At 49.8% G+C, this 18,373-nt stretch carries 17 protein-coding genes; 15 read left to right on the top strand and 2 right to left on the bottom strand.

Annotated elements, in window-relative coordinates; genetic code table 11:
• Nucleotides 1-9: 9 nt before the first annotated feature.
• From nifE to EV210_RS09065, 9 genes are all read left to right on the top strand, one after another.
• Nucleotides 10-1,383 (top strand): nitrogenase iron-molybdenum cofactor biosynthesis protein NifE, encoded by a 1,374-nt coding sequence (gene nifE, locus EV210_RS09105; protein ID WP_132078852.1) that lies wholly within the window; start codon nucleotides 10-12, stop codon nucleotides 1,381-1,383.
• The gene (locus tag EV210_RS09100) at nucleotides 1,361-2,734 is read left to right on the top strand and encodes a nitrogenase component 1 (RefSeq protein ID WP_132078849.1); all 1,374 of its coding nucleotides are present in this window, start codon (nucleotides 1,361-1,363) and stop codon (nucleotides 2,732-2,734) included. The genes nifE and EV210_RS09100 overlap by 23 nt, the downstream gene beginning before the upstream one ends.
• A gap of 20 nt (nucleotides 2,735-2,754) precedes the next feature.
• On the top strand, nucleotides 2,755-4,005 hold the full coding sequence (nifB, locus tag EV210_RS09095) for a nitrogenase cofactor biosynthesis protein NifB (protein ID WP_243650490.1): 1,251 nt from the start codon (nucleotides 2,755-2,757) through the stop codon (nucleotides 4,003-4,005).
• A gap of 27 nt (nucleotides 4,006-4,032) precedes the next feature.
• Nucleotides 4,033-4,341, top strand: a complete 309-nt coding sequence (locus EV210_RS09090; RefSeq protein ID WP_132078843.1) for a 2Fe-2S ferredoxin — start codon at nucleotides 4,033-4,035, stop codon at nucleotides 4,339-4,341.
• Between the two features lie 18 nt (nucleotides 4,342-4,359).
• The gene (locus EV210_RS09085) at nucleotides 4,360-4,998 is read left to right on the top strand and encodes a Fe-only nitrogenase accessory AnfO family protein (protein WP_132078840.1); all 639 of its coding nucleotides are present in this window, start codon (nucleotides 4,360-4,362) and stop codon (nucleotides 4,996-4,998) included.
• A gap of 33 nt (nucleotides 4,999-5,031) precedes the next feature.
• Nucleotides 5,032-6,093, top strand: a complete 1,062-nt coding sequence (locus tag EV210_RS09080; protein WP_132078837.1) for a homocitrate synthase/isopropylmalate synthase family protein — start codon at nucleotides 5,032-5,034, stop codon at nucleotides 6,091-6,093.
• Nucleotides 6,069-6,932 carry a beta/alpha barrel domain-containing protein gene (locus tag EV210_RS09075; RefSeq protein WP_243650489.1) on the top strand — a complete coding sequence of 288 codons (864 nt, stop codon included), beginning with the start codon at nucleotides 6,069-6,071 and terminating at the stop codon, nucleotides 6,930-6,932. The genes EV210_RS09080 and EV210_RS09075 overlap by 25 nt, the downstream gene beginning before the upstream one ends.
• Before the next feature lie 198 nt (nucleotides 6,933-7,130).
• Nucleotides 7,131-7,643 carry a hypothetical protein gene (locus EV210_RS09070; protein WP_132078834.1) on the top strand — a complete coding sequence of 171 codons (513 nt, stop codon included), beginning with the start codon at nucleotides 7,131-7,133 and terminating at the stop codon, nucleotides 7,641-7,643.
• Nucleotides 7,644-7,659: 16 nt separating this feature from the next.
• A complete protein-coding gene (locus tag EV210_RS09065; protein WP_132078831.1) occupies nucleotides 7,660-9,153 on the top strand; it encodes an AAA family ATPase in 1,494 nt (497 codons plus the stop codon).
• A 6-nt stretch (nucleotides 9,154-9,159) separates the two neighbouring features.
• Here EV210_RS09065 and EV210_RS09060 read toward each other — a convergent pair whose 3' ends face one another.
• Nucleotides 9,160-10,218: a tetraprenyl-beta-curcumene synthase family protein gene (locus EV210_RS09060; protein WP_132078829.1), complete on the bottom strand. Its 1,059-nt coding sequence runs from the start codon at nucleotides 10,216-10,218 to the stop codon at nucleotides 9,160-9,162.
• A gap of 142 nt (nucleotides 10,219-10,360) precedes the next feature.
• Between EV210_RS09060 and EV210_RS09055 the strand changes: the two genes are divergently transcribed.
• The 6 genes from EV210_RS09055 (at nucleotide 10,361) to EV210_RS09030 (ending at nucleotide 15,273) form a co-directional block, all read left to right on the top strand.
• Nucleotides 10,361-10,828: a GNAT family N-acetyltransferase gene (locus EV210_RS09055; RefSeq protein WP_132078826.1), complete on the top strand. Its 468-nt coding sequence runs from the start codon at nucleotides 10,361-10,363 to the stop codon at nucleotides 10,826-10,828.
• 157 nt (nucleotides 10,829-10,985) lie between these two features.
• On the top strand, nucleotides 10,986-11,543 hold the full coding sequence (locus EV210_RS09050; RefSeq protein ID WP_132078823.1) for an RNA polymerase sigma factor: 558 nt from the start codon (nucleotides 10,986-10,988) through the stop codon (nucleotides 11,541-11,543).
• A 13-nt stretch (nucleotides 11,544-11,556) separates the two neighbouring features.
• The gene (locus tag EV210_RS09045) at nucleotides 11,557-12,525 is read left to right on the top strand and encodes a hypothetical protein (protein WP_132078820.1); all 969 of its coding nucleotides are present in this window, start codon (nucleotides 11,557-11,559) and stop codon (nucleotides 12,523-12,525) included.
• Nucleotides 12,526-12,650: 125 nt separating this feature from the next.
• Nucleotides 12,651-13,943 (top strand): NPN-dependent 2-hydroxyacid racemase, LarAH10 family, encoded by a 1,293-nt coding sequence (larAH10, locus tag EV210_RS09040; protein WP_132078817.1) that lies wholly within the window; start codon nucleotides 12,651-12,653, stop codon nucleotides 13,941-13,943.
• Between the two features lie 61 nt (nucleotides 13,944-14,004).
• Nucleotides 14,005-14,859, top strand: coding sequence for a serine hydrolase (locus tag EV210_RS09035; protein WP_132078814.1), 855 nt, complete (start codon nucleotides 14,005-14,007; stop codon nucleotides 14,857-14,859).
• A 123-nt stretch (nucleotides 14,860-14,982) separates the two neighbouring features.
• Nucleotides 14,983-15,273, top strand: coding sequence for a hypothetical protein (locus tag EV210_RS09030; RefSeq protein WP_132078811.1), 291 nt, complete (start codon nucleotides 14,983-14,985; stop codon nucleotides 15,271-15,273).
• A 329-nt stretch (nucleotides 15,274-15,602) separates the two neighbouring features.
• Here the strand turns inward: EV210_RS09030 and EV210_RS09025 are convergent, their stop codons facing one another.
• Nucleotides 15,603-18,344, bottom strand: coding sequence for a cation-translocating P-type ATPase (locus EV210_RS09025; RefSeq protein ID WP_132078808.1), 2,742 nt, complete (start codon nucleotides 18,342-18,344; stop codon nucleotides 15,603-15,605).
• Between the last annotated feature and the right edge of the window lie 29 nt (nucleotides 18,345-18,373).

Below are 18,373 nucleotides of genomic sequence, written 5' to 3'. Positions count from 1 at the left end.
AGTGACATCATGGATACAGCGGCGGCTATTAATGAACGCGATCCTTTTATTTCAACAAAAGGGAAACAAAAAACATCACTGAAATGCGATGCGGACAGCATTGCCGGTTGTGTTAGCCAGCGGGCGTGCGTATACTGCGGTGCCCGTGTCGTATTAAACCCCATTACAGATGCGCTGCATTTGGTGCACGGCCCGATCGGTTGTGCCAGTTATACCTGGGATATCCGGGGAAGCCTCTCAAGTGGCTCCGATTTATACCGCAACAGCTTTTCCACTGATCTCAAAGAACATGACGTTATCTTCGGCGGTGAACCAAAATTACAACGGGCTATTGATGAATTGGTAGAAAAATATCAGCCTAAGGTATTTTTTATTTATTCTACCTGTATCGTCGGAGTCATCGGTGATGATCTGGAAGCAGTCTGTAGGCAGTCAGCGGCTAAACACGGGATAGAAGTGATACCGGTGCAATCAAGCGGCTTTATCGGCAACAAGGCAGCCGGTTACCGGGCAGCCTGTGATGCACTGCTGCGTATTATCACTCCGCAGAAGCCGCTGCCGCGCAAGAAATTAAGCTTAAACTATCTGGGTGACTTTAATTTGGCCGGTGAAGCGTGGATCATCCGCGGCTACCTGGAGGAAATCGGAATAGAAGTCAATGCCGTTTTTACGGGAGACTCCAACTATGAAACACTGAAGAAAGCGACAATGGCGTCGCTCAATGTGATGCAGTGTGCCGGGTCAATGACGTATCTGGCTAATAAGATGCAGGAGAAGTTTGATATTCCCTATTTGCGGATTTCCTTTTTGGGTATGGAAGATACAGCCGATTCGCTTCGCCGCATTGCCCATTTTTTTGGCGATGCCGCTATTATCGAGCGGGCAGAGCAGCTCATTGCCAGGGAACAGCAAGCTGTTCAGCCGGTCCTTGATACGTATAAAGGGCAGTTTAACGGCAAGAAAGCAGCCGTTTATGTAGGCGGCGGCTTCAAGGCAATCTCCCTTATTAAACAGTTTCGTGAAATTGGCATTGATGTCGTCATGGTTGGCACTCAGACCGGCCAGCAGGATGAATATGATACCATTCATGAATTAGCGGATGACGGCACGGTTATCCTGGATGATGCCAATCCTTCTGAATTGGAACGGTTTATGACCCAACAGGGCGCTAATCTCTTAGTGGGCGGCGTCAAAGAACGACCGCTTGCCTATAAGCTGGGAATTGCCTTTGTGGATCATAATCACGACCGTAAGCATCCGCTCAGCGGCTTTGTGGGTGCCGTCAATTTTGCCAAGGAAGTTCATTCGACCCTTTGCTCACCTGTATGGGAATACATGTATGACTTTGGAGGTGATTTACATGGATCTGACAGTCAAGCATAGCAAAAATGTAAATGAAAACCCTTGTCATATGTGTATGCCGTTAGGGGCCATTCTCCCCTTTAAAGGCATTGAAGGATCAATGGTCATCATTCATGGCTCCCAGGGCTGCAGTACTTATATGCGGCGGCATATTGCCGAACATTTCAATGAACCTATTGATGTAGGTTCTTCTTCACTCAATGAAAAAGGGACTATTTATGGCGGGGAAAAGAATCTCAATCAGGCACTGGATAATATTCTGAGGGTCTACCAGCCTCAGCTTGTCGGCGTGCTGACTTCCTGCCTGGCTGAAACTATCGGTGAAGATATTGAACGCATTGCAGCAGAATATAAAATCCGCAAAGAGTTGAAAGACTTCCCCATCGTTCCAGTGCCTACGCCGGGCTATGGCGGGACCCATGCTGAGGGCTATCAACTGGCTGTAAAGAAAATTGTTTCGTACCTGGCAGAGCCAACACCCGCACACAACAGGCTCAATATCATTACCAGTCATATTAGTCCTGCTGATTTACGGGAGATAAAAAGACTGCTTGATATTATGCAAATCGAGTATGTATTGTGTCCGGATTTCTCCGATACGCTTGACAGGCCGATTGCCCGGCCTTATACAAAAATTCCCGCCGGAGGCACCAAAATCGCTGACATCCGGGCGATGGCCGGTGCTCCTGCTACCATTGAAATTGGCATTACCGCCGATGCGGAAAACTCGGCAGGACGCTTCTTGCAGGAAACCTTCGGTGTCCCCCTTTATACAGTTCCTATTCCCATTGGCGTAAAAAATACGGATCTTTTCTTTCAGGCACTGTCTTGTATTACCGGTAAAGCGATCCCGGAGAGTATCATCCGGGAGCGGGGGCGGCTGCTTGATGCAATGGTAGATTCTCATAAATATAATTTTGCCGGACGAAGTGTTATCTTTGGTGAACCTGAACTCGTCTATGCACTATCACAAATGTGTATCGAAAATGGCATATTTCCTGTAGTAGTAGCCTCAGGCAGCAGAACGAACCAGCTGTCAGTCCTCTTAGCTCCCGAATTTGAAAAATACCAGCACAAGGCTGCAATTTTAGCTGAGTCTGACTTTGTTCAGATCCGGCGCAAAAGCGTGGAATTGGGTGCGAACATTGCCCTTGGTCATTCTGATGGACGCTATTTGACCGAACGAGAAGGCATTCCCCTGGTACGGGTAGGCTTTCCCATCCATGACCGGGTAGGCGGACAGCGATTGCTGTCGGTAGGCTATACCGGGACCGCGGCACTCATGGACCGCATGACAAACACGCTGCTGGAAAACAAGTACGGGAAGTACAGAAGCACTATGTATGATGCTTACTATAAAGCTGCGAAATAATGAAACTTGGAGGTGAGTATATGGGAATGCCAGACGATATTGCCGAAAAAACGAGCAAACATCCTTGTTATTCAGCTGAGGCGCATACGAAGTATGCCCGGATGCATTTGCCGGTAGCTCCTGCCTGTAATATTCAATGTAATTATTGTAATCGTAAATTTGATTGTGTCCATGAAAGCCGTCCGGGTGTAACCAGCGAAATTCTGACACCTGCCGAGGCCTTGCTAAAGTTTTCCTGGGTAAAAGAACAGATCGAGCAATTAAGTGTTGTCGGTATTGCCGGACCTGGCGATGCCCTTGCTAACTGGCCGGAGACCAAAAAGGCCATTGAATTAATTAAAGCAATTGACCCGAAAATGACCTTTTGCCTCTCTACGAATGGCCTGATGCTGCCTGAATATGGCCAGGAGATTATTGATCTGGGTGTTAATCATGTAACTGTCACTTGTAATGCAATTGATCCCGAAATTGGGGCTAAGCTTTATCAATACGCCCGCTACAAAGGGGAGAGGCTGACAGGAGTGACAGCTGCTCAAGTTCTGCTCAAGAACCAATTAGCAGGCATTGAATTTTTGGCAAATCACGGTGTTTTAGTGAAAGTTAATATTGTTATGGTAACGGGAGTAAATGATCAGCATATACCGGAAGTAGTAAAAAAGGTAAAAGAGCTGGGTGCGTTTATCACGAATATTATGCCGCTCATCCCAGCGCCCGGCAGCAATTTTGAAAACTTTCCGCAGACCAGCATGAAAGACATCAATGAAATGCGCAACTTATGTCAGCTAGATATGCAGCAGATGAGGCACTGTAAGCAATGCCGGGCAGATGCTATCGGTTTACTGGGAGAAGACCGTTCGCAGGAATTCCGCTTATCATCAATTGTACAGCAGCAGCCCGCTTCTGAAGAAGTCATTGCGAAGCCTATCAAAATTGCTGTGGCTAGTAAGTATGGCAAACTGGTAGATTTGCATTTCGGTCATGCAACGGAATTCCGCATCTATCAAGGGGAAAATAATACCTTTAAACTGCTTGAAACCAGGCAGGTGGATAAATACTGCGCCGGTATGCAAGAGTGTGATACCGAAGAAGAACGCCGTGAGGTGATCGTCGAGTCGCTGAAGGATTGTGCAGCAGTGTTGACTATGCGTATCGGACATAGTGCCAAGGAGCGTTTGCGCAGAAAAGGTATTCAGAGTATTGAGTTTTGCGATAGTGTGGAAAATGGGCTGCGGTACACGGCAGAAGAATTGAAGATGAAAGAAGTCATGTAACAGCAAATAAACAGAGGAGATGACAAAATGAACAAACCGGAAAAACATATTTTTGTCTGTACCAGCTCCCGTCCGACGGGACAGCAAAAAGGCATGTGCCATACCAAAGAGGGCGTCGATATTATGATGAAGTTTCTGGAGGAGATTGAAGACCGGGATTTAGGTGGCTCGGTCTTTGTCAGCAATACAGGGTGTTTCGGAATCTGCGAAAAAGGGCCGGTTGTGGTAGTTTATCCGGAAAACATCTGGTATGGGCAGGTCACGGCAGATGATGTGGAAGAGATCATGGAAAGTCATATTGAAGGCGGCAGTCCTGTTACCCGTCTGGAAATTTAAGAGGAAGGAGCTTGGCTTATGACCAGAGAAATTGCGGTCCATACTTCCCGCAAGGGCGAGACAGCTGCCATTACCGAAGCAGGCAATATTATTGTTTACCGGCGGCAAATGGGAATATGGGGGATTGAGCGCCAGCTAACCTTCGCTTTGGCCCAGGATAAGGGGATAAAGGAAATGCGCAGTCAAATGGGAGACGTGTTGCAGTTTCTGGGTGACTGTAAGATCTTTGTGGCCAGCTCTATAACCGGAGTCCCCTACTATGAACTGGAGCGAACCGGCTGCAGCGTATGGGAATTCGCCGGCAAACCGGTTGATTTTCTGGAGTACGTTATTGCTAAAGAGGAAGAAGCAGAGCAGGAGCAACTGACAGCGAAGGAAAAGGCGGTGGTTATTCCGGTTCCTGAACCTACCGGCGGCGGCAATTACCGGATCTCCATTAAAACAGTGCAAGAGAGTGATGCCGGTGTTACCACCAAGCAAATATTAATGCCCTTTCTGAAAAGAGGCGGCTTTTACCAGCTGGAAATCATCTGCAATCATGTTCCACCCTGGCTGGAGCTGGAAGCAATGACAGGCGGGACGCTTGTTTATGAGTCTGAGAAAATCGGCCCGGGTGAAATGCGGGTGCTGTTGAAAAAGCGGATGTGCGGCGAATAAGGGGAATAACGCCTGGCGAGAGGAGGCCTGAGCATGGGTACAAGCATCCGGTATATGGACCAAACGCTGGGAGAAGGCATGAAAAAGGGGCTGCCTGCAGCGGTGATCAGCCTTATGGCCCAAGAACTGAGCAATCTGCCGGTAGCCGGTATGGATATTTCCTTTGCGCAGCTTACGGAATATGAGCATGCGTTAGCCGGATTCCGACAGCTGCTTCGGGTAAGGGTAAGCTCATCCGTACAGGAGATTGCCGCAGTGTACAGCCGCGGTGTAGCCAGCGTGACATTTATCTATGAGCACAGTTCCGGGCGGACGATAACAGCGGAGCTGGAAAACGCACTTAACAAGGCCCTTCAGCTGGGAATGAAATCCTCTCTTGCGATTACCAATGCATCGGTACTATCCGTAGAAGAAGTAACAACTATCATACAACAAATAAGAGGCGCAGGGTTGGATTCGCTGATTTATTGTGACAGCAGCAGCCGGTTTGATCCGTTTATGGCCTTTGCCGCAATCAGTGAAATAAAAAAAAGAATTTCTTGTTCGCTGGAATTTCACGGTGGTAATCAATTTGGCCTGGCGACAGCTAATGCACTCAGTGCAATACAGGCAGGTGCTCAGCGGATCGGTACGGCTGTTGCCGGTGTGGGAACCCCCGGATGTGCCGCATGGGAAGAAGTGCTGCTGTCCAACCGGTTTCTGCTGGAGCGCCCGGTTGAGCTGAATGACGGGCTGGCCAAGCGTTGTGCGGTTATCCTGGCTGCGATGGAAGAGGAGCTTGCTGTCGATAAGGCAGTCATTGGTGACAATATTTTTGCCCATGAGTCAGGACTGCATATTTTCGGCATTCAAAAAGACCCCCGGATTTATGAGCCCTTTCCACCGGAGGCAGTCGGTCTGGAACGCTATTTAATTGTCGGCAGGCATTCAGGCACAACATCACTGCAGATCGTCTTACAGGAACAAGGAATCCAAGTTCATTCTACCGTTCTGCAGCGCATGCTGAAACAGGTCCGCCAGGCCGTCCTCACTCGGAAGCGGCCGCTGCGGTCAGCGGAAGTACTGGAATTATGTCTTTCAGGTCAAGCGGTATGAGCAGCAGCGGCAGCAGACGGCTGCAAATCGTCGATACAACCCTGCGGGACGGCGAACAGGCTGCAGGCGTAGTTTTCTCCGCTGAGGAAAAACTGGAAATTGCCCGGGCTCTGGATGATGCCGGTGTGGACCGCATCGAAACCGGTATACCGGCAATGGGGGCAGAGGAGCAGGAGGTATTGCGCAGTATTTTGGCGCTTCCTTTGTCGGCAACGCTTACGGCCTGGAACCGGGCGGTACCGGATGACATTCACGCTTCAGCCAAATGTGGCTTTTCCGTCGTTCATATTTCCGTACCGGTCTCAGATCTGCATATTGTGCATAAAATGAACCGAACGCGCCAATGGGTGCTGGAGCAGCTAAAAGTGGCGCTGGATATTGCCCGCGGCTACGGCTGCGGCATTTCGGTAGGCGCGGAAGATGCCTCGCGGGCAAATGCCGAATTTTTTCTGGCCGTAGCAGATTTGGCTGCCAGCAGGGGTGCTCAATATATTCGCTATGCCGATACGGTAGGTTGTATGGAACCTCTGGGAGCTTATGAAAAGCTGCAGTTCTTAGTAAAACAAAGTCCATTGCCGATTGAATTTCATGGTCACAATGACTTTGGCCTGGCCGTTGCCAATACGCTTGCCGCTGTGAAAGCAGGCGCGGTCTATATCAGCACCACCGTCCTCGGATTAGGAGAGCGAGCCGGCAATGCTGATTTGGCAAGAGTGCTTCAGGCAGTGGAACAATTCGGCGATGTTCGTACAGGGATTCACCGGGAGAAGCTGGCTGATTTGGCTGGACTTGTGGCAAAAGCAGCCAGCAGGCCTTCGTTTGCAAAACAACAGTGGTAAGGTAAAGTCGTACAAAGTGGTACGGCTTTTTCGTTTTTGTACGAGTTTTATATAATTTCGTCGAAATTCGTATATCAATTAAGTATTTGGAAGTATATACTTTTTCTTGCTCCTTGGCTGAATGCAGGAAGTACGATATAATGAATAATCAGACTGGTGAAGAATATCTTCTGCAATCAGGCCAAAAGGAGGGGCGCTATGAATGGCAAGCAATATAACTGGCTTGTAAGTGTGGTTGCAATTGTGGCAACATTGGCAGTATTAGCCGGGGGACAAATGGTTTGGCAGCGCTTTGCCGTCGCTCAGCCGCTTGATAAGCTCTTTCAAGGTGTTGATGGAGTCGCCAAAGCTAGCTGGGAAGAAGGAAAAAAGGATGACGTTGTCCAAATATATATAACATTAGCAAATGTCAACGACCTGCAAAAAACGTACAGTGCCATCAATGATGGTGCCAAACGCATTCTGGGAACCAAACCTTTCAAAATTCATATTGAAGATAAGCGCACTCCCGAGTTGGAGCAGTTTTATTATAACGTGCATTATCACATTCAAGAAGCAGTCGCGACCGGCAATTTCTCCGTAATGGCCGAGCGCGTGCAAAAGCAGGCGGCTGACGCCGGTGTTGCAGCGAAAATCATCGTTGAAGCCAAAGTTGTCTATCTGCAGCTGGCAAAAGACGGCGGTGAAATGTATGTGGTAGTGCCGCGCTAGAAGCGGAGGTTGAACAATGAATCGCATAGAGATTGGTGTAGGTGTGGCAATTGGTGCGGTTGTCTTTTTTATCTGGCAGGGCGTTAACATCATGCCGTTGTTTTTCCTGGGCGCGCTCATCGGTACCATGTATTATATGGTAAATATCCGCGGCGGCAAATCGTTCGCGGTAATTGGCGGCAGTAAAAGCGATGAAAAGCTGATTAGCTTTGAGGACATTGGCGGTCAGGATGTAGCGAAAAAGGAACTGTGTGAGGCCCTTGAATTTATCAGGGATGTAGAAAAAATTAAAAGTCTCGGCATCAGGCCCTTAAAAGGGTTATTGCTGAATGGGCCGCCAGGCACCGGTAAAACCTTACTGGCTAAGGCTGCTGCCCAATATATTGATTCGGCCTTTGTTGCCGCCAGCGGCTCCGAGTTTGTCGAGATGTATGTCGGTGTCGGCGCCCAGCGGGTACGGCAGCTGTTCAAGCAGGCGCGTGATCTGGCCAAACGCAAAGGCAAGGAAAACGCGGTCGTCTTTATTGATGAAATCGAAGTCCTGTGCGGCAAACGCGGCCAGGGCGCCAATAATCTGGAATATGACCAGACGCTCAATGAATTGCTGGTACAAATGGACGGCTTGTCCAATGAGGATGACGTTCGGATTTTAGTGATTGGTGCTACCAACCGTTTGGATATTCTTGATCCTGCGATAATTCGCCCAGGCCGGTTTGACCGGCAGGTAAAAGTTGATCTGCCTGATAAAAAAGGCCGACTGGCTATTCTGGAACTGCATACGAAGAATAAACCATTGGCTGAAGGCGTTACGCTGGATGAATTTGCTGCCGACACGTTTGGTTTTTCCGGCGCCCATCTGGAAAGCGTAGCCAATGAAGCGGCAATTATGGCTCTGCGTGAAGGCTCGGAAACCATCAGCAGCAAGCACTTGAAAAGTGCTGTTGAGAAGGTCATCATGGGCGAAAAGCTGGACCGGCTGCCGAATCAAGCGGAAAAATACCGGATTGCCGTGCATGAAGCAGGACACGCGATTGTCAGTGAATTTGTAAATGCCGGTTCGGTCGCTTCCGTTAATGTGGCCTCCCGGGGCAATGCACTGGGCTACGTCCGGCAAACTCAGCAGGATGATATGTATCTGTATACGGTTGATTATATCCGGGGCAGAATTGGAGTTGCTCTGGCCGGTGCGGTAGCGGAAGAAATGGTTTTCGGCAATCGCAGCACCGGAGCGGGCAATGATTTTAAACAGGCTACCGATATGGCTAAGCAGATTATATTCGGCGGCATGTCTGATTTGGGCATTGTATCACCTGATGACGTTCCGAAAGCTTTGCTGCATACGACCATTACCGGTATTCTAAAAGATGTTGAGGCCGGTGTGACGGGGATTATTACCGATCAGCGCGCTAAACTGGAAGCGGTGGTGGCAATACTCCTGGAGAAAGAAAGTATCAGCGGCAATGATTTCCGGGCCTTGCTGGCGGGCGAGACGCTGGAGGAATGCGCTTAAGATTTTCTACAGCAGCTTTTTTCGCCGCAGCAAGCGGCAAACCGCATAGCATAGCCTGGTGAGCCACCCTGCTCTTGACAGCAGGGTGGTTTTTATTGTTTGTTCAGGCTGGTGATCTGTTTTGGGGTCCGACAAATACATGGCAAGCAGTCCGCAAATAACCGTTTGATGAAAATTTGAATTCGGCAGCATTTGGGTGCGTATACTGGCTTGATTAATAAAGTAGGCAAGCCGGTCGGCCATTACCCGGTCATCTGCATAATAGGCGGTAAAGTTCAAATCACCATGCTCACCGTCTTCCTTTGCATCAATGAAATAGTCCAGCAGGATATGCAGACCGGTAATATAGGGAAAGTAGGCGGTGGCGATTGTCCGGGCTGTTTCCTCTTTCGGATGAGGACAGGCAGCAGCGGCACACAGCATGAACAGGCCGAGGGTAGAACCGGTGGCGGCAGCAAACTCCCAGGGAGATAAGCCGGGATAATCAGGCAGATGGTCTGAAGTCCAGCGGAGCATGGTTTCTTCCCGTATGTCAGGTGCCAAATGCTTATAGGTTTGCAATTCGCCATACAAGCGGGCAAGCACAAACGCTTTTGCCTGCACTGCTCCATAGCCGGGCAGACAGGCTACTTCCCGGCGGCAGGCTAGTACCAGGGTGTTTAAATAAGCACCGTCATTGTGCAGCGGATAGAACTGATAATAATTATGTAAAGGACCGTGAGGGGTCAGGGCATCGGTCATGGCAAGATGGAGCTGGCGAAAAGCCGCCTCATTATACACCGTCAGGCGGTCGCAAAGATTATCCAGATAATCGCTGATCGTTTGCAGGGCGACGATGAAACGAATCATTGCAGCGCGATCGGTACCGGGATACAGACTATAGATGCAGCCTCCCTGGCAATGAAATTTTTTATCGCGAATGCTGGCTAAGGCTTGTGCGGCCAGCTCTCTGTCCGGAATTTGTGCAGCGAGAGTACGCCAGTGATCAAGCTCGCGGCTGACTTGAGGAAATACGCGGGTGACAAACCGGATAACGAAACTGAGCGGGTGAATGAAGGTAAACATAGTCAGTCTCCCCCCTTTCGCCTAGTTTACCCTGTTTTTCCGTAACAAATCGGTGTTGGTAATAATAAGCAGGAGTTCCAAAGCATATGCCTAATGGTAGAATAAAGAGAAATGCGGACAGAGGGCAGGTGATGAACCGCAAATGAATGCATTGGTAATTCGGCCGGCAATTGCGGAAGATAGCGAGCAGATTGCGGCGATGATTGGGAAAGTCTTTGTCGAATACAACGCTGCCGGGATGCTTCCTGAAGGGCGGGCTAAGTTCTTAGAATTTATCCATCCTAATAACATCAGGCAGCGCTTGACGGCAGGGGCATGTATGTTTATTGCCTGTCATGACGCTCAGATTGTCGGTGCAGTCGAAGTGCGCATTTACAGCCACATTGCGCTGTTGTTTACGGCTCGCCACTATCAGCGGAAGGGAATTGCGAAAAAACTGCTGGAGGCAGCAGTGGCACGCTGCAAGGAAAAGCGGCCTCAGTTAACTGCGATTACGGTAAACTCTTCAGCGTACGCCGTGCCGGTTTATGAACAGCTGGGCTTTATTATCCGGAACAAAGAACGACTGGAGCAGGGAGTTCGCTACACACCGATGGTGCTGCCCCTGTAATCATGAGGCTGGCAAAAAATCTTCTTTTTTATTACTGGTAGAACGGGCATTTTTTTATCTTTCCCTGGACAAATTGAAAAAGACAGCGTTACTTTTTTCCCGGTTTAGCGTTTATGTAATGTAAATAATTTTCGATAACTGGAAGGGCAGGTGGGGCATGATCAACGAGCAGCAAGTGATTACAAAAGCGCAAGGCGGCGATCGCGATTCTTTAAATGCGCTGGTAAGCTGTTATTGGCAGCCCATCTACCGGTTGGTATTGTATAAAATGGGCAACCCGGAAGATGCTCAGGAGCTTACACAGGAGACGTTTCTGAAAGCTTTCCGGTCCTTATCGCGGTATGAATTTAAGGATGTACCCTTTAAAACCTACTTAGGCCGGATTGCCTTAAATTTAGTGACCGATTACTGGCGTAAAAAAGGCAGAACGCCGCCGGTAATCGATATTGCCGAATATCAGATGCCGATTGTTGATACCGGCTTACGTCCTGAAGAAGCTGCGCTGGATCATGAGCGGCAGGAAGAAATGTCCCGGCTGGTCCGGCTGCTGCCTGATGATCAGCGGCGGGCAGTGGAGCTGCGAATTATTGCCGGCTTATCGGTAAAAGAAGCTGCCGATATGATGGGCAAAACGGAAGCGGCGCTCAAGATGCTGCAGCAGCGGGCGTTGAAGAGCCTGCGCCGCATGTTTCAAGATCAAGAAGTCGTACAGTAAGGAGGTGGAACGAATGACGACAATGAAAGCAGATAAACAAACGGAAGAATTATCTCAATTAATTGATGCCTTGCACCGGAATGAACCAATGCATACAGAGGATCAAGAATTGCAGGAACTGGCCCGCTTTGCCGCGGTGGTGAAGCATAAGCTGGGCAGTGAGCGGCCTTCCCAGGCCGTAGTCAATCAAACTGTTGATAAGCTGTTGGCAGACAGCGGCAAACACGGGAGGGGCATGCGCCGCTGGCTGCAAATGGCAGCTGCAGGGGCTGCAGCCGCCGCATTCCTGGTAGTAGCGCAGATGAATCCCGGACAGCTGCCCGGCCCCAATCAGGATAAACAGCTGGCTCAGAGTCCCAGCGTTCCATCTATTATGGAAAAGCAGGAAACGCTGGTGCCACCGATGGTAGTAACGCCGCTGCCTGAGACACCGGCTGTTCCGGCCGCTCCGGCTGCCGATTCTCAGGTGACGGAGAAGAAACAGCCTGCAGCTGAGCCAACGGCAGATCGTGCACCGGCCGTGCGTGAGAATCCGGCAGCTGTCGCTAAGGCGGCCAAGGCTGATGTGCCGGAAAAAGCGGCAAAACAGAGTGAGCCGAAAGTAGCGGCCTTGCTGCTGCCTGACCGCAAGGCGGATGTAACAGTGGAAGAGCAGGGCAGCTGGCGCCAGGTCTATGGTGCCGGAACGAAAGATGAAATTGTGATTACTCAAAAAGAACAGCCTGCTCAGTACAGCATGGCGATGCGCAAAGCGGAACAGGTTGAAGAACCTTCAACCAAGGGTGTAAATAAAGTAACTATGGCGATCGGCAGCAGACAGGTTACGGTAGAAGGACGCAAATCCGAAGAGGAACTGCGTCAGATCGGTCAGTCCTTAGCGGACGACAGCAAGGATGGCGAGGCTTCTTCCAAAGAAGAGCAGACTAAGCCGAACGCTGCTGAGCAAAAAGCAGAGAAAAAAGAAGATAAGAGTGACGATTAGCAAGAGGGTGGCGCAAACGCGCCATCCTCTTTTGTCAGTAACTTGACCGTTCTTTTGAGCTGTTGCTATAATGAGATAACTTTAAACGAACGGCTTAAGGCCGGAGTTTGGTAGGAGATGAGTGCATGTCTGTAGTGGAAATGGGTTATGGGAAAGGCACGATCCGCGTGGAGCTGCCTGATAATAAAATACTGGATGTAATTGAAGGCAAGCAGACGGAGCTGGTTCACGACGTCGGGGCTGCCATACGGGAAGCACTGGACAATCCAATTGGCTCGCTGCCTTTGAAGCAAACAGTTCAGCCTGGTGATACGGTAGCTATTGTTGCCAGCGATATTACCCGGGCCTGGATCGGTCATGAGCATTTTCTGCCTGTTCTGCTTGATGAATTAAATGCTGCTGGCATTCCTGACAGTGATATCCTGCTGGTAGTAGCCTTGGGAGCGCACCGCACTCATACGGACGCGGAAAACCGGGCGGTGTATGGCGAGGAGGTCGTCAGCCGCATTCGTATTGAACAGAGCTATGCCATGAACGCCGAGGATTTTGTCTACCTTGGTACAACCAGCCGGGGTGTACGCTGCGAGCTCAATAAACATGTCGTCAATGCTGACAAAGTCATTCTCACCGGCGGGATTGTATATCACCTGATGGCCGGTTTTGGCGGCGGCAGGAAGTCCATAATGCCCGGTGTGGCCAGTTATGCCACCATTCAGGGCAACCATACCTTTTGTCTGGATGCCGAAGTAGGCAAAGGCACGAGTTCAGCCTGCGCCAGTGGTAAGCTGGAAGGTAATAATATGCATGAAGACCAGCTGGAAATGGCGGCGATGCTGAAGCCCGACTTTTTGCTGAATGTTGTGCTCAATGCCGAAGGTGAATTTGCCCGGTTTGTTGCCGGACACTGGTATGAGGCCTGGCTATCCGGCTGTGAAACGGTGCGGGAGATTTTTGGCGTACCGATTCAGGAGAAAGCGGATCTTGTGATTGCCACGGCAGGCGGCTATCCGAAAGATATTAATTTTTACCAGGGAACCAAAGCGCAGGATAATGCGGCAATGGCCTGTAAAGAAGACGGTGTGGTTATTTTGATGCTCGAATGCAGCGATATTCAGGAACCACCTGACTTTATGGGCTGGTTTGCCTACGAAAACCTGTATGACCGGGAAATAGAACTGCGCAAGGCTTTCACCGTGCCGGGCTTTGTGGCGCTGCAACTAGGTGAGCAAATTCAGCGGCGGCCGCATATCGTCATTACCTTGCCTGAAAATAAGGCTGTTATTGAACGCACCGGCATGTACGCCGCGACCACGCTTGAAGAAGCGCTCAAGCTGGCGGAAGAAAAGCTGGGCCGCAGCGATTATAAAGTAACACTGATGCCTCACGCTGCGAATACCGTTCCTCTGCTGAAAAAATAGAACATAAAATCCGACTAATCAGGACAAGTTAAACTATCTGTTATTCTTAAGGAGCGAATGCATGAGAAAAACGATAGCGCTTGTCCTGATGCTTTTCGTGCTGGCAGGCTGTAGCTTTACCAGACCGGCTCCCAAATACAAGGCCGACCAGGTTCCGCCAACAGAACAGCAGCAAACCCTGCCGGCAGCGCCAGACAATGCTATAACCGGTCCCTTGGTGGATGAGCTGTATGCCAGTGCCAGGCAATTTGACGGTAAGGCCGGAATCTATGCGAAAAATCTGCAAACCGGGCAGACGGTGAGCTTTAATGCCGATGAGGTCTTTCCTACAGCCTCTACGCACAAGCTGGTGGTATCGTTAGCTGTCTATAAGTATCTGTATGCCGACGCCTCAACGGCAAAGAGAAAGCAGTATGATCAGCAGATTAAGGATATGCTGGTGGTGAGCGATAATCCGGCATTTTACGCCTTGCTAAAAGAAATTGAGGCCGAAAATCCGACAGCGCTGACGCAGGTACTGACAGATTTAGGTTTAGTGAAAACACGGATTCACAGCGAAGAGGCTTACAAAGCGTACAATTACCATAGCGTTACCACACCCCGGGAAATGGCCGTCGTTTTTGAACGGATTTACCGGGAAGACTATGTGGCCAAAGAGTTTTCCGCTATTTTAAAGGAAGAACTGTCGCACACCATTTATCGGGAAGAAATTCCCCGGTTTATGCACCACAGCAAAGTGCTGAATAAAGTAGGCGCCCTGCCGGGTGTTCTATGTGATGTGGGGCTTGTCGATGACGGGCGGGATCAAATCCTGATCAGTGCCTATACGACATCTGACCGCTCCGAGGACTATGCCAGTGATTTTCTTGCCAAAATAGCGGAGCAAGCCTATAAGGCATTGCGGAAAAAGCAGTAATTTGTAATTAAAAATATCACCTTCAGCACAGAAAATGAAACGATTGTACGGCAGGAATTTATTATTCTTAGCCGTATTTTTCTTTTCATAGGGAAGTGAAATTTATAACGGAGTAGGTGTACTATGAGCAACTTATTTCAAGTAGCCATTCACTATGACAGCGATAATGGCTTTATTGAGTATGACTGTGACAGCAAGCAAATTAAAGTCCAGCTGGAAGATGCAGCAAAACGGCGTGAAGTAGAAGCCTATTTATCCACACCGCAGGTTATCCGGGCTGCGCAGCATACGTTGGTGGATTTTACCGAATGGCGGGCAGTGCCGAATGAGGATGTCAGAACGCTGCAGTTGGCGCTGGCGCGTTTATGGGTAACTACCGGTGTTCATGTCGACTGGAGTCGTCCGGTGGCATAAACGAAAGTTAACCACTTATCCCCAGGGTTATACCCAAAAACGGGCAGTTTTCCCCATTCAATACCAGACTTATCCACAGAGTTATTAACAATGCACCTGTAAATGTGGATAAGAAGCGAACAAAAAGTGGCAGCTTTGGTGAAAAACGTAGTTTTTGCCACGAACAATTATCAACAGTTTGTGGATAAGGTGTTGATAAGATCGGTCATCCTTGTGGATTATCCTGCTTAAAAGGTAAAATGTTTGCAGAAATAGCAGATAAAGGGAGAAAATCGACAATAAGGGAGAGAAAAGGCAGTACATAACGATGCACTGCCTTTTCTCTCCCGTTATTTTGTTGGCGAACCGGACGTTGTGGTCCGTTTGGGTGTGGATAACTTATAAACAAGCTTTGTCAGCTCTGTGGTTAAAAACGGCAGAGGCGAAAGAATGAGGAGGAACAGCCATTCGGCGAGGCCGGGTTCCACCGTTTTAAAAATAACATGGAGCGGGCCGTACACCGAAAGGAGCAGCAAAAACAGCGACAAGGCCGCGCCGGCATTTAAATACTTGTTGCTGAACAGGCCTAACTGGAAAACGGAATAATGCTCCGATCTTGCCGCGAAAGCGCATACGACCTGCGTAGTAATGAGGGTGATAAAGGCAAAGGTCCGGGCGACGCCTAGATCGCCGTCATAGGCGTGAAGGCCGTATTTGAAGGCTCCCAATACCGTAACCGCCATAGCCAGACTCTGGATGACAATCATGCTCTGTAATTTGCGGGTTAAAAGAGGTTCGGCGGGGTCGCGGGGGTTCCGTTTCATCACATTAGGCTCTTTCTTTTCCACACCTAAGGCCAGAGCCGGAAAGGCATCGGTAACCAGATTAATCCACAGCAGCTGGATCGGCAGCAGGGGAATCGGCCAGCCCAGCAGGATGGCAAACAAGATCACCAGAATTTCCGAGGCATTGCAGGACAGCAGGAAATACACGAACTTGCGGATATTGGCATAAATGACGCGGCCTTCTTCAACCGCGGAAACAATGGTAGCGAAGTTGTCGTCGGCGATAACCATATCGGCAGTTTCCTTGGTAACGTCAGTGCCGGTAATGCCCATGGCAACGCCAATATCCGCTTTTTTAAGCGCTGGTGCATCATTTACGCCATCACCGGTCATGGCAACAATTTGCCCGTTACTGCGCAAGGCATCAACGATGGCCATCTTATGCTCCGGCGAGACGCGGGCAAAAACACTCGCTGTCTGCACAAGCTGCTGCAGCCCGGCCTGGCTTATGGTGTCAAGCTGGCTGCCGGTGATTGCCGCACTGTTCGGCCCGGCAATGCCCAGATCTTTGGCAATTGCCAAAGCAGTATCGGGATGATCACCGGTAATCATGATCGGACGGATACCGGCCGACCGACAAACGGCAACTGCTTCCCGTACCTCGACCCGGGGAGGGTCAATCATACCCAGTAAGCCAATGAAGATCAGGTTTTCTTCTGCGGCAGTGGGAGTTTCGGTAATCGTATCCCAGGTGCGGTATGCTACCGCCAGAACGCGCAGGGCGTGCGATGCCATTTCCAGGTTGGCTGCACCAATGCGGTCTTTTTCCTCCTGTGTCAGGAGGTGAACTTCGCCGTTTACGACAATGTGCGTACAGCGGCGCAGCAATACATCCGGCGCCCCTTTCGTAAAGGAAAGGGCTTCTGCCGCTGTCTGGTGAAAGGTGGTCATCATCTTCCGGGTAGAGTCGAAGGGAAGCTCCCCCATACGGGGATACCGGACCGCCAATTCACTTTGGCGGCAGCCGCCTTTGGCAGCGGCAACTACCAGTGCTCCTTCTGTGGGATCACCAACGATGTGCCACACCCCTGATTCGGGTACTCGCTTTAGCTGAGCATCATTGCATAGAGCAGCGCCCTTGAGGAGCAAAGCGAAATCTTGTTCTGCCGCTAAATCAACAGTTTTGCCGTCCTGTAAAAAAGCTCCTTGCGGATCATAGCCTTCGCCGCTTACGTCAACCATTTTTTCTAATGTGAAGGCTTTAACCACGGTCATTTGATTTTGGGTAAGGGTACCTGTTTTATCGGAGCAGATGACAGAGATGCTGCCCAGCGTTTCTACGGCATGCAGTTTTTTCATGATGGAATTTTTCTTAGCCATACGCTGCATACCAAGTGCCAGCACAATGGTAACAACAGTTGGCAGGCCTTCGGGAATGGCCGCAACGGCTAAGCTGATAGCCGTCATTAGCATGAGCTGCACCTCGGCCATTTCGAGCACACCATCGCTGTAGCCGCTGTATACACCCAGGCCAAAGACCAGGGCGCAGACAAATAAGCAGATGATGCCAAGCATTTTGCCAAACTCGGCCAGCTTCTTCTGTAAAGGTGAGCTGTCTTCTTCCACGGCTTGCAGCATGGTGGCAATTTTGCCGATTTCCGTCTGCATGCCGGTACCGATAACAATTCCTTTTCCCCGGCCATAAGTAACGATCGTACTCATAAACCCCATATTATGACGATCGGCCAGTGAAGCGGCACCATCAACCGGTTCGGTGCTTTTTACTACCGGCACTGATTCGCCGGTTAGGGACGCTTCCTGCACCTTTATGTTATGGGATTCAATAAAGCGTAAATCGCCGGGAATGTAATCGCCTGCCTCTAACAGGACAATGTCTCCCGGTACGAGAAATTTTGAGGGGATCACAGTAATCTCACTATCACGGAGCACTTTGGAGTTTGGGGCAGTCATTTCCTTGAGGGCGGCAAGCGCTTTTTCCGCTTTTGCTTCCTGAAACACGCCCAGCAGTGCATTCAACAGCACAATGGCGATAATGACAAGCGAATCGGTAATTTCTCCGACTAAAATCGAGACTAAGCTGGCGGCAATCAAAATTAAAACGAGAAAGTCTTTAAACTGATTTAAGAATTTTTGCCACAGCGCTTCCTGCGGTTTTTCCTTGAGTTCGTTGCAGCCATGCTGCTGCAGCTGTTTATCTGCTTCCAGAGACGTTAAGCCTGTGGATGAATTTGAGTGTAATAACTGAACAATCTCTTGTGAGGTCAGCTGATGCCATAGTTTTATCACAAGATCCCTCCTCTAACTGAATCGTTAGT

The sequence above is a fragment of the Anaerospora hongkongensis genome, from assembly GCF_004339805.1.
In the GTDB taxonomy this organism is placed as follows: domain Bacteria; phylum Bacillota; class Negativicutes; order Sporomusales; family DSM-15969; genus Anaerospora; species Anaerospora hongkongensis.
Note: the sequence above shows the minus strand (reverse complement) of the source record. Positions and strands in the feature narration are given on the sequence as shown.

Coding starts and splice junctions, on each gene's coding strand:
- nifE (WP_132078852.1), top strand. CDS start 10: ATGGATACAGCGGCGGCTATTAATGAACGCGATCCTTTTATTTCAACA.
- EV210_RS09100 (WP_132078849.1), top strand. CDS start 1,361: ATGGATCTGACAGTCAAGCATAGCAAAAATGTAAATGAAAACCCTTGT.
- nifB (WP_243650490.1), top strand. CDS start 2,755: ATGGGAATGCCAGACGATATTGCCGAAAAAACGAGCAAACATCCTTGT.
- EV210_RS09090 (WP_132078843.1), top strand. CDS start 4,033: ATGAACAAACCGGAAAAACATATTTTTGTCTGTACCAGCTCCCGTCCG.
- EV210_RS09085 (WP_132078840.1), top strand. CDS start 4,360: ATGACCAGAGAAATTGCGGTCCATACTTCCCGCAAGGGCGAGACAGCT.
- EV210_RS09080 (WP_132078837.1), top strand. CDS start 5,032: ATGGGTACAAGCATCCGGTATATGGACCAAACGCTGGGAGAAGGCATG.
- EV210_RS09075 (WP_243650489.1), top strand. CDS start 6,069: ATGTCTTTCAGGTCAAGCGGTATGAGCAGCAGCGGCAGCAGACGGCTG.
- EV210_RS09070 (WP_132078834.1), top strand. CDS start 7,131: ATGAATGGCAAGCAATATAACTGGCTTGTAAGTGTGGTTGCAATTGTG.
- EV210_RS09065 (WP_132078831.1), top strand. CDS start 7,660: ATGAATCGCATAGAGATTGGTGTAGGTGTGGCAATTGGTGCGGTTGTC.
- EV210_RS09060 (WP_132078829.1), bottom strand. CDS start 10,218: ATGTTTACCTTCATTCACCCGCTCAGTTTCGTTATCCGGTTTGTCACC.
- EV210_RS09055 (WP_132078826.1), top strand. CDS start 10,361: ATGAATGCATTGGTAATTCGGCCGGCAATTGCGGAAGATAGCGAGCAG.
- EV210_RS09050 (WP_132078823.1), top strand. CDS start 10,986: ATGATCAACGAGCAGCAAGTGATTACAAAAGCGCAAGGCGGCGATCGC.
- EV210_RS09045 (WP_132078820.1), top strand. CDS start 11,557: ATGACGACAATGAAAGCAGATAAACAAACGGAAGAATTATCTCAATTA.
- larAH10 (WP_132078817.1), top strand. CDS start 12,651: ATGTCTGTAGTGGAAATGGGTTATGGGAAAGGCACGATCCGCGTGGAG.
- EV210_RS09035 (WP_132078814.1), top strand. CDS start 14,005: ATGAGAAAAACGATAGCGCTTGTCCTGATGCTTTTCGTGCTGGCAGGC.
- EV210_RS09030 (WP_132078811.1), top strand. CDS start 14,983: ATGAGCAACTTATTTCAAGTAGCCATTCACTATGACAGCGATAATGGC.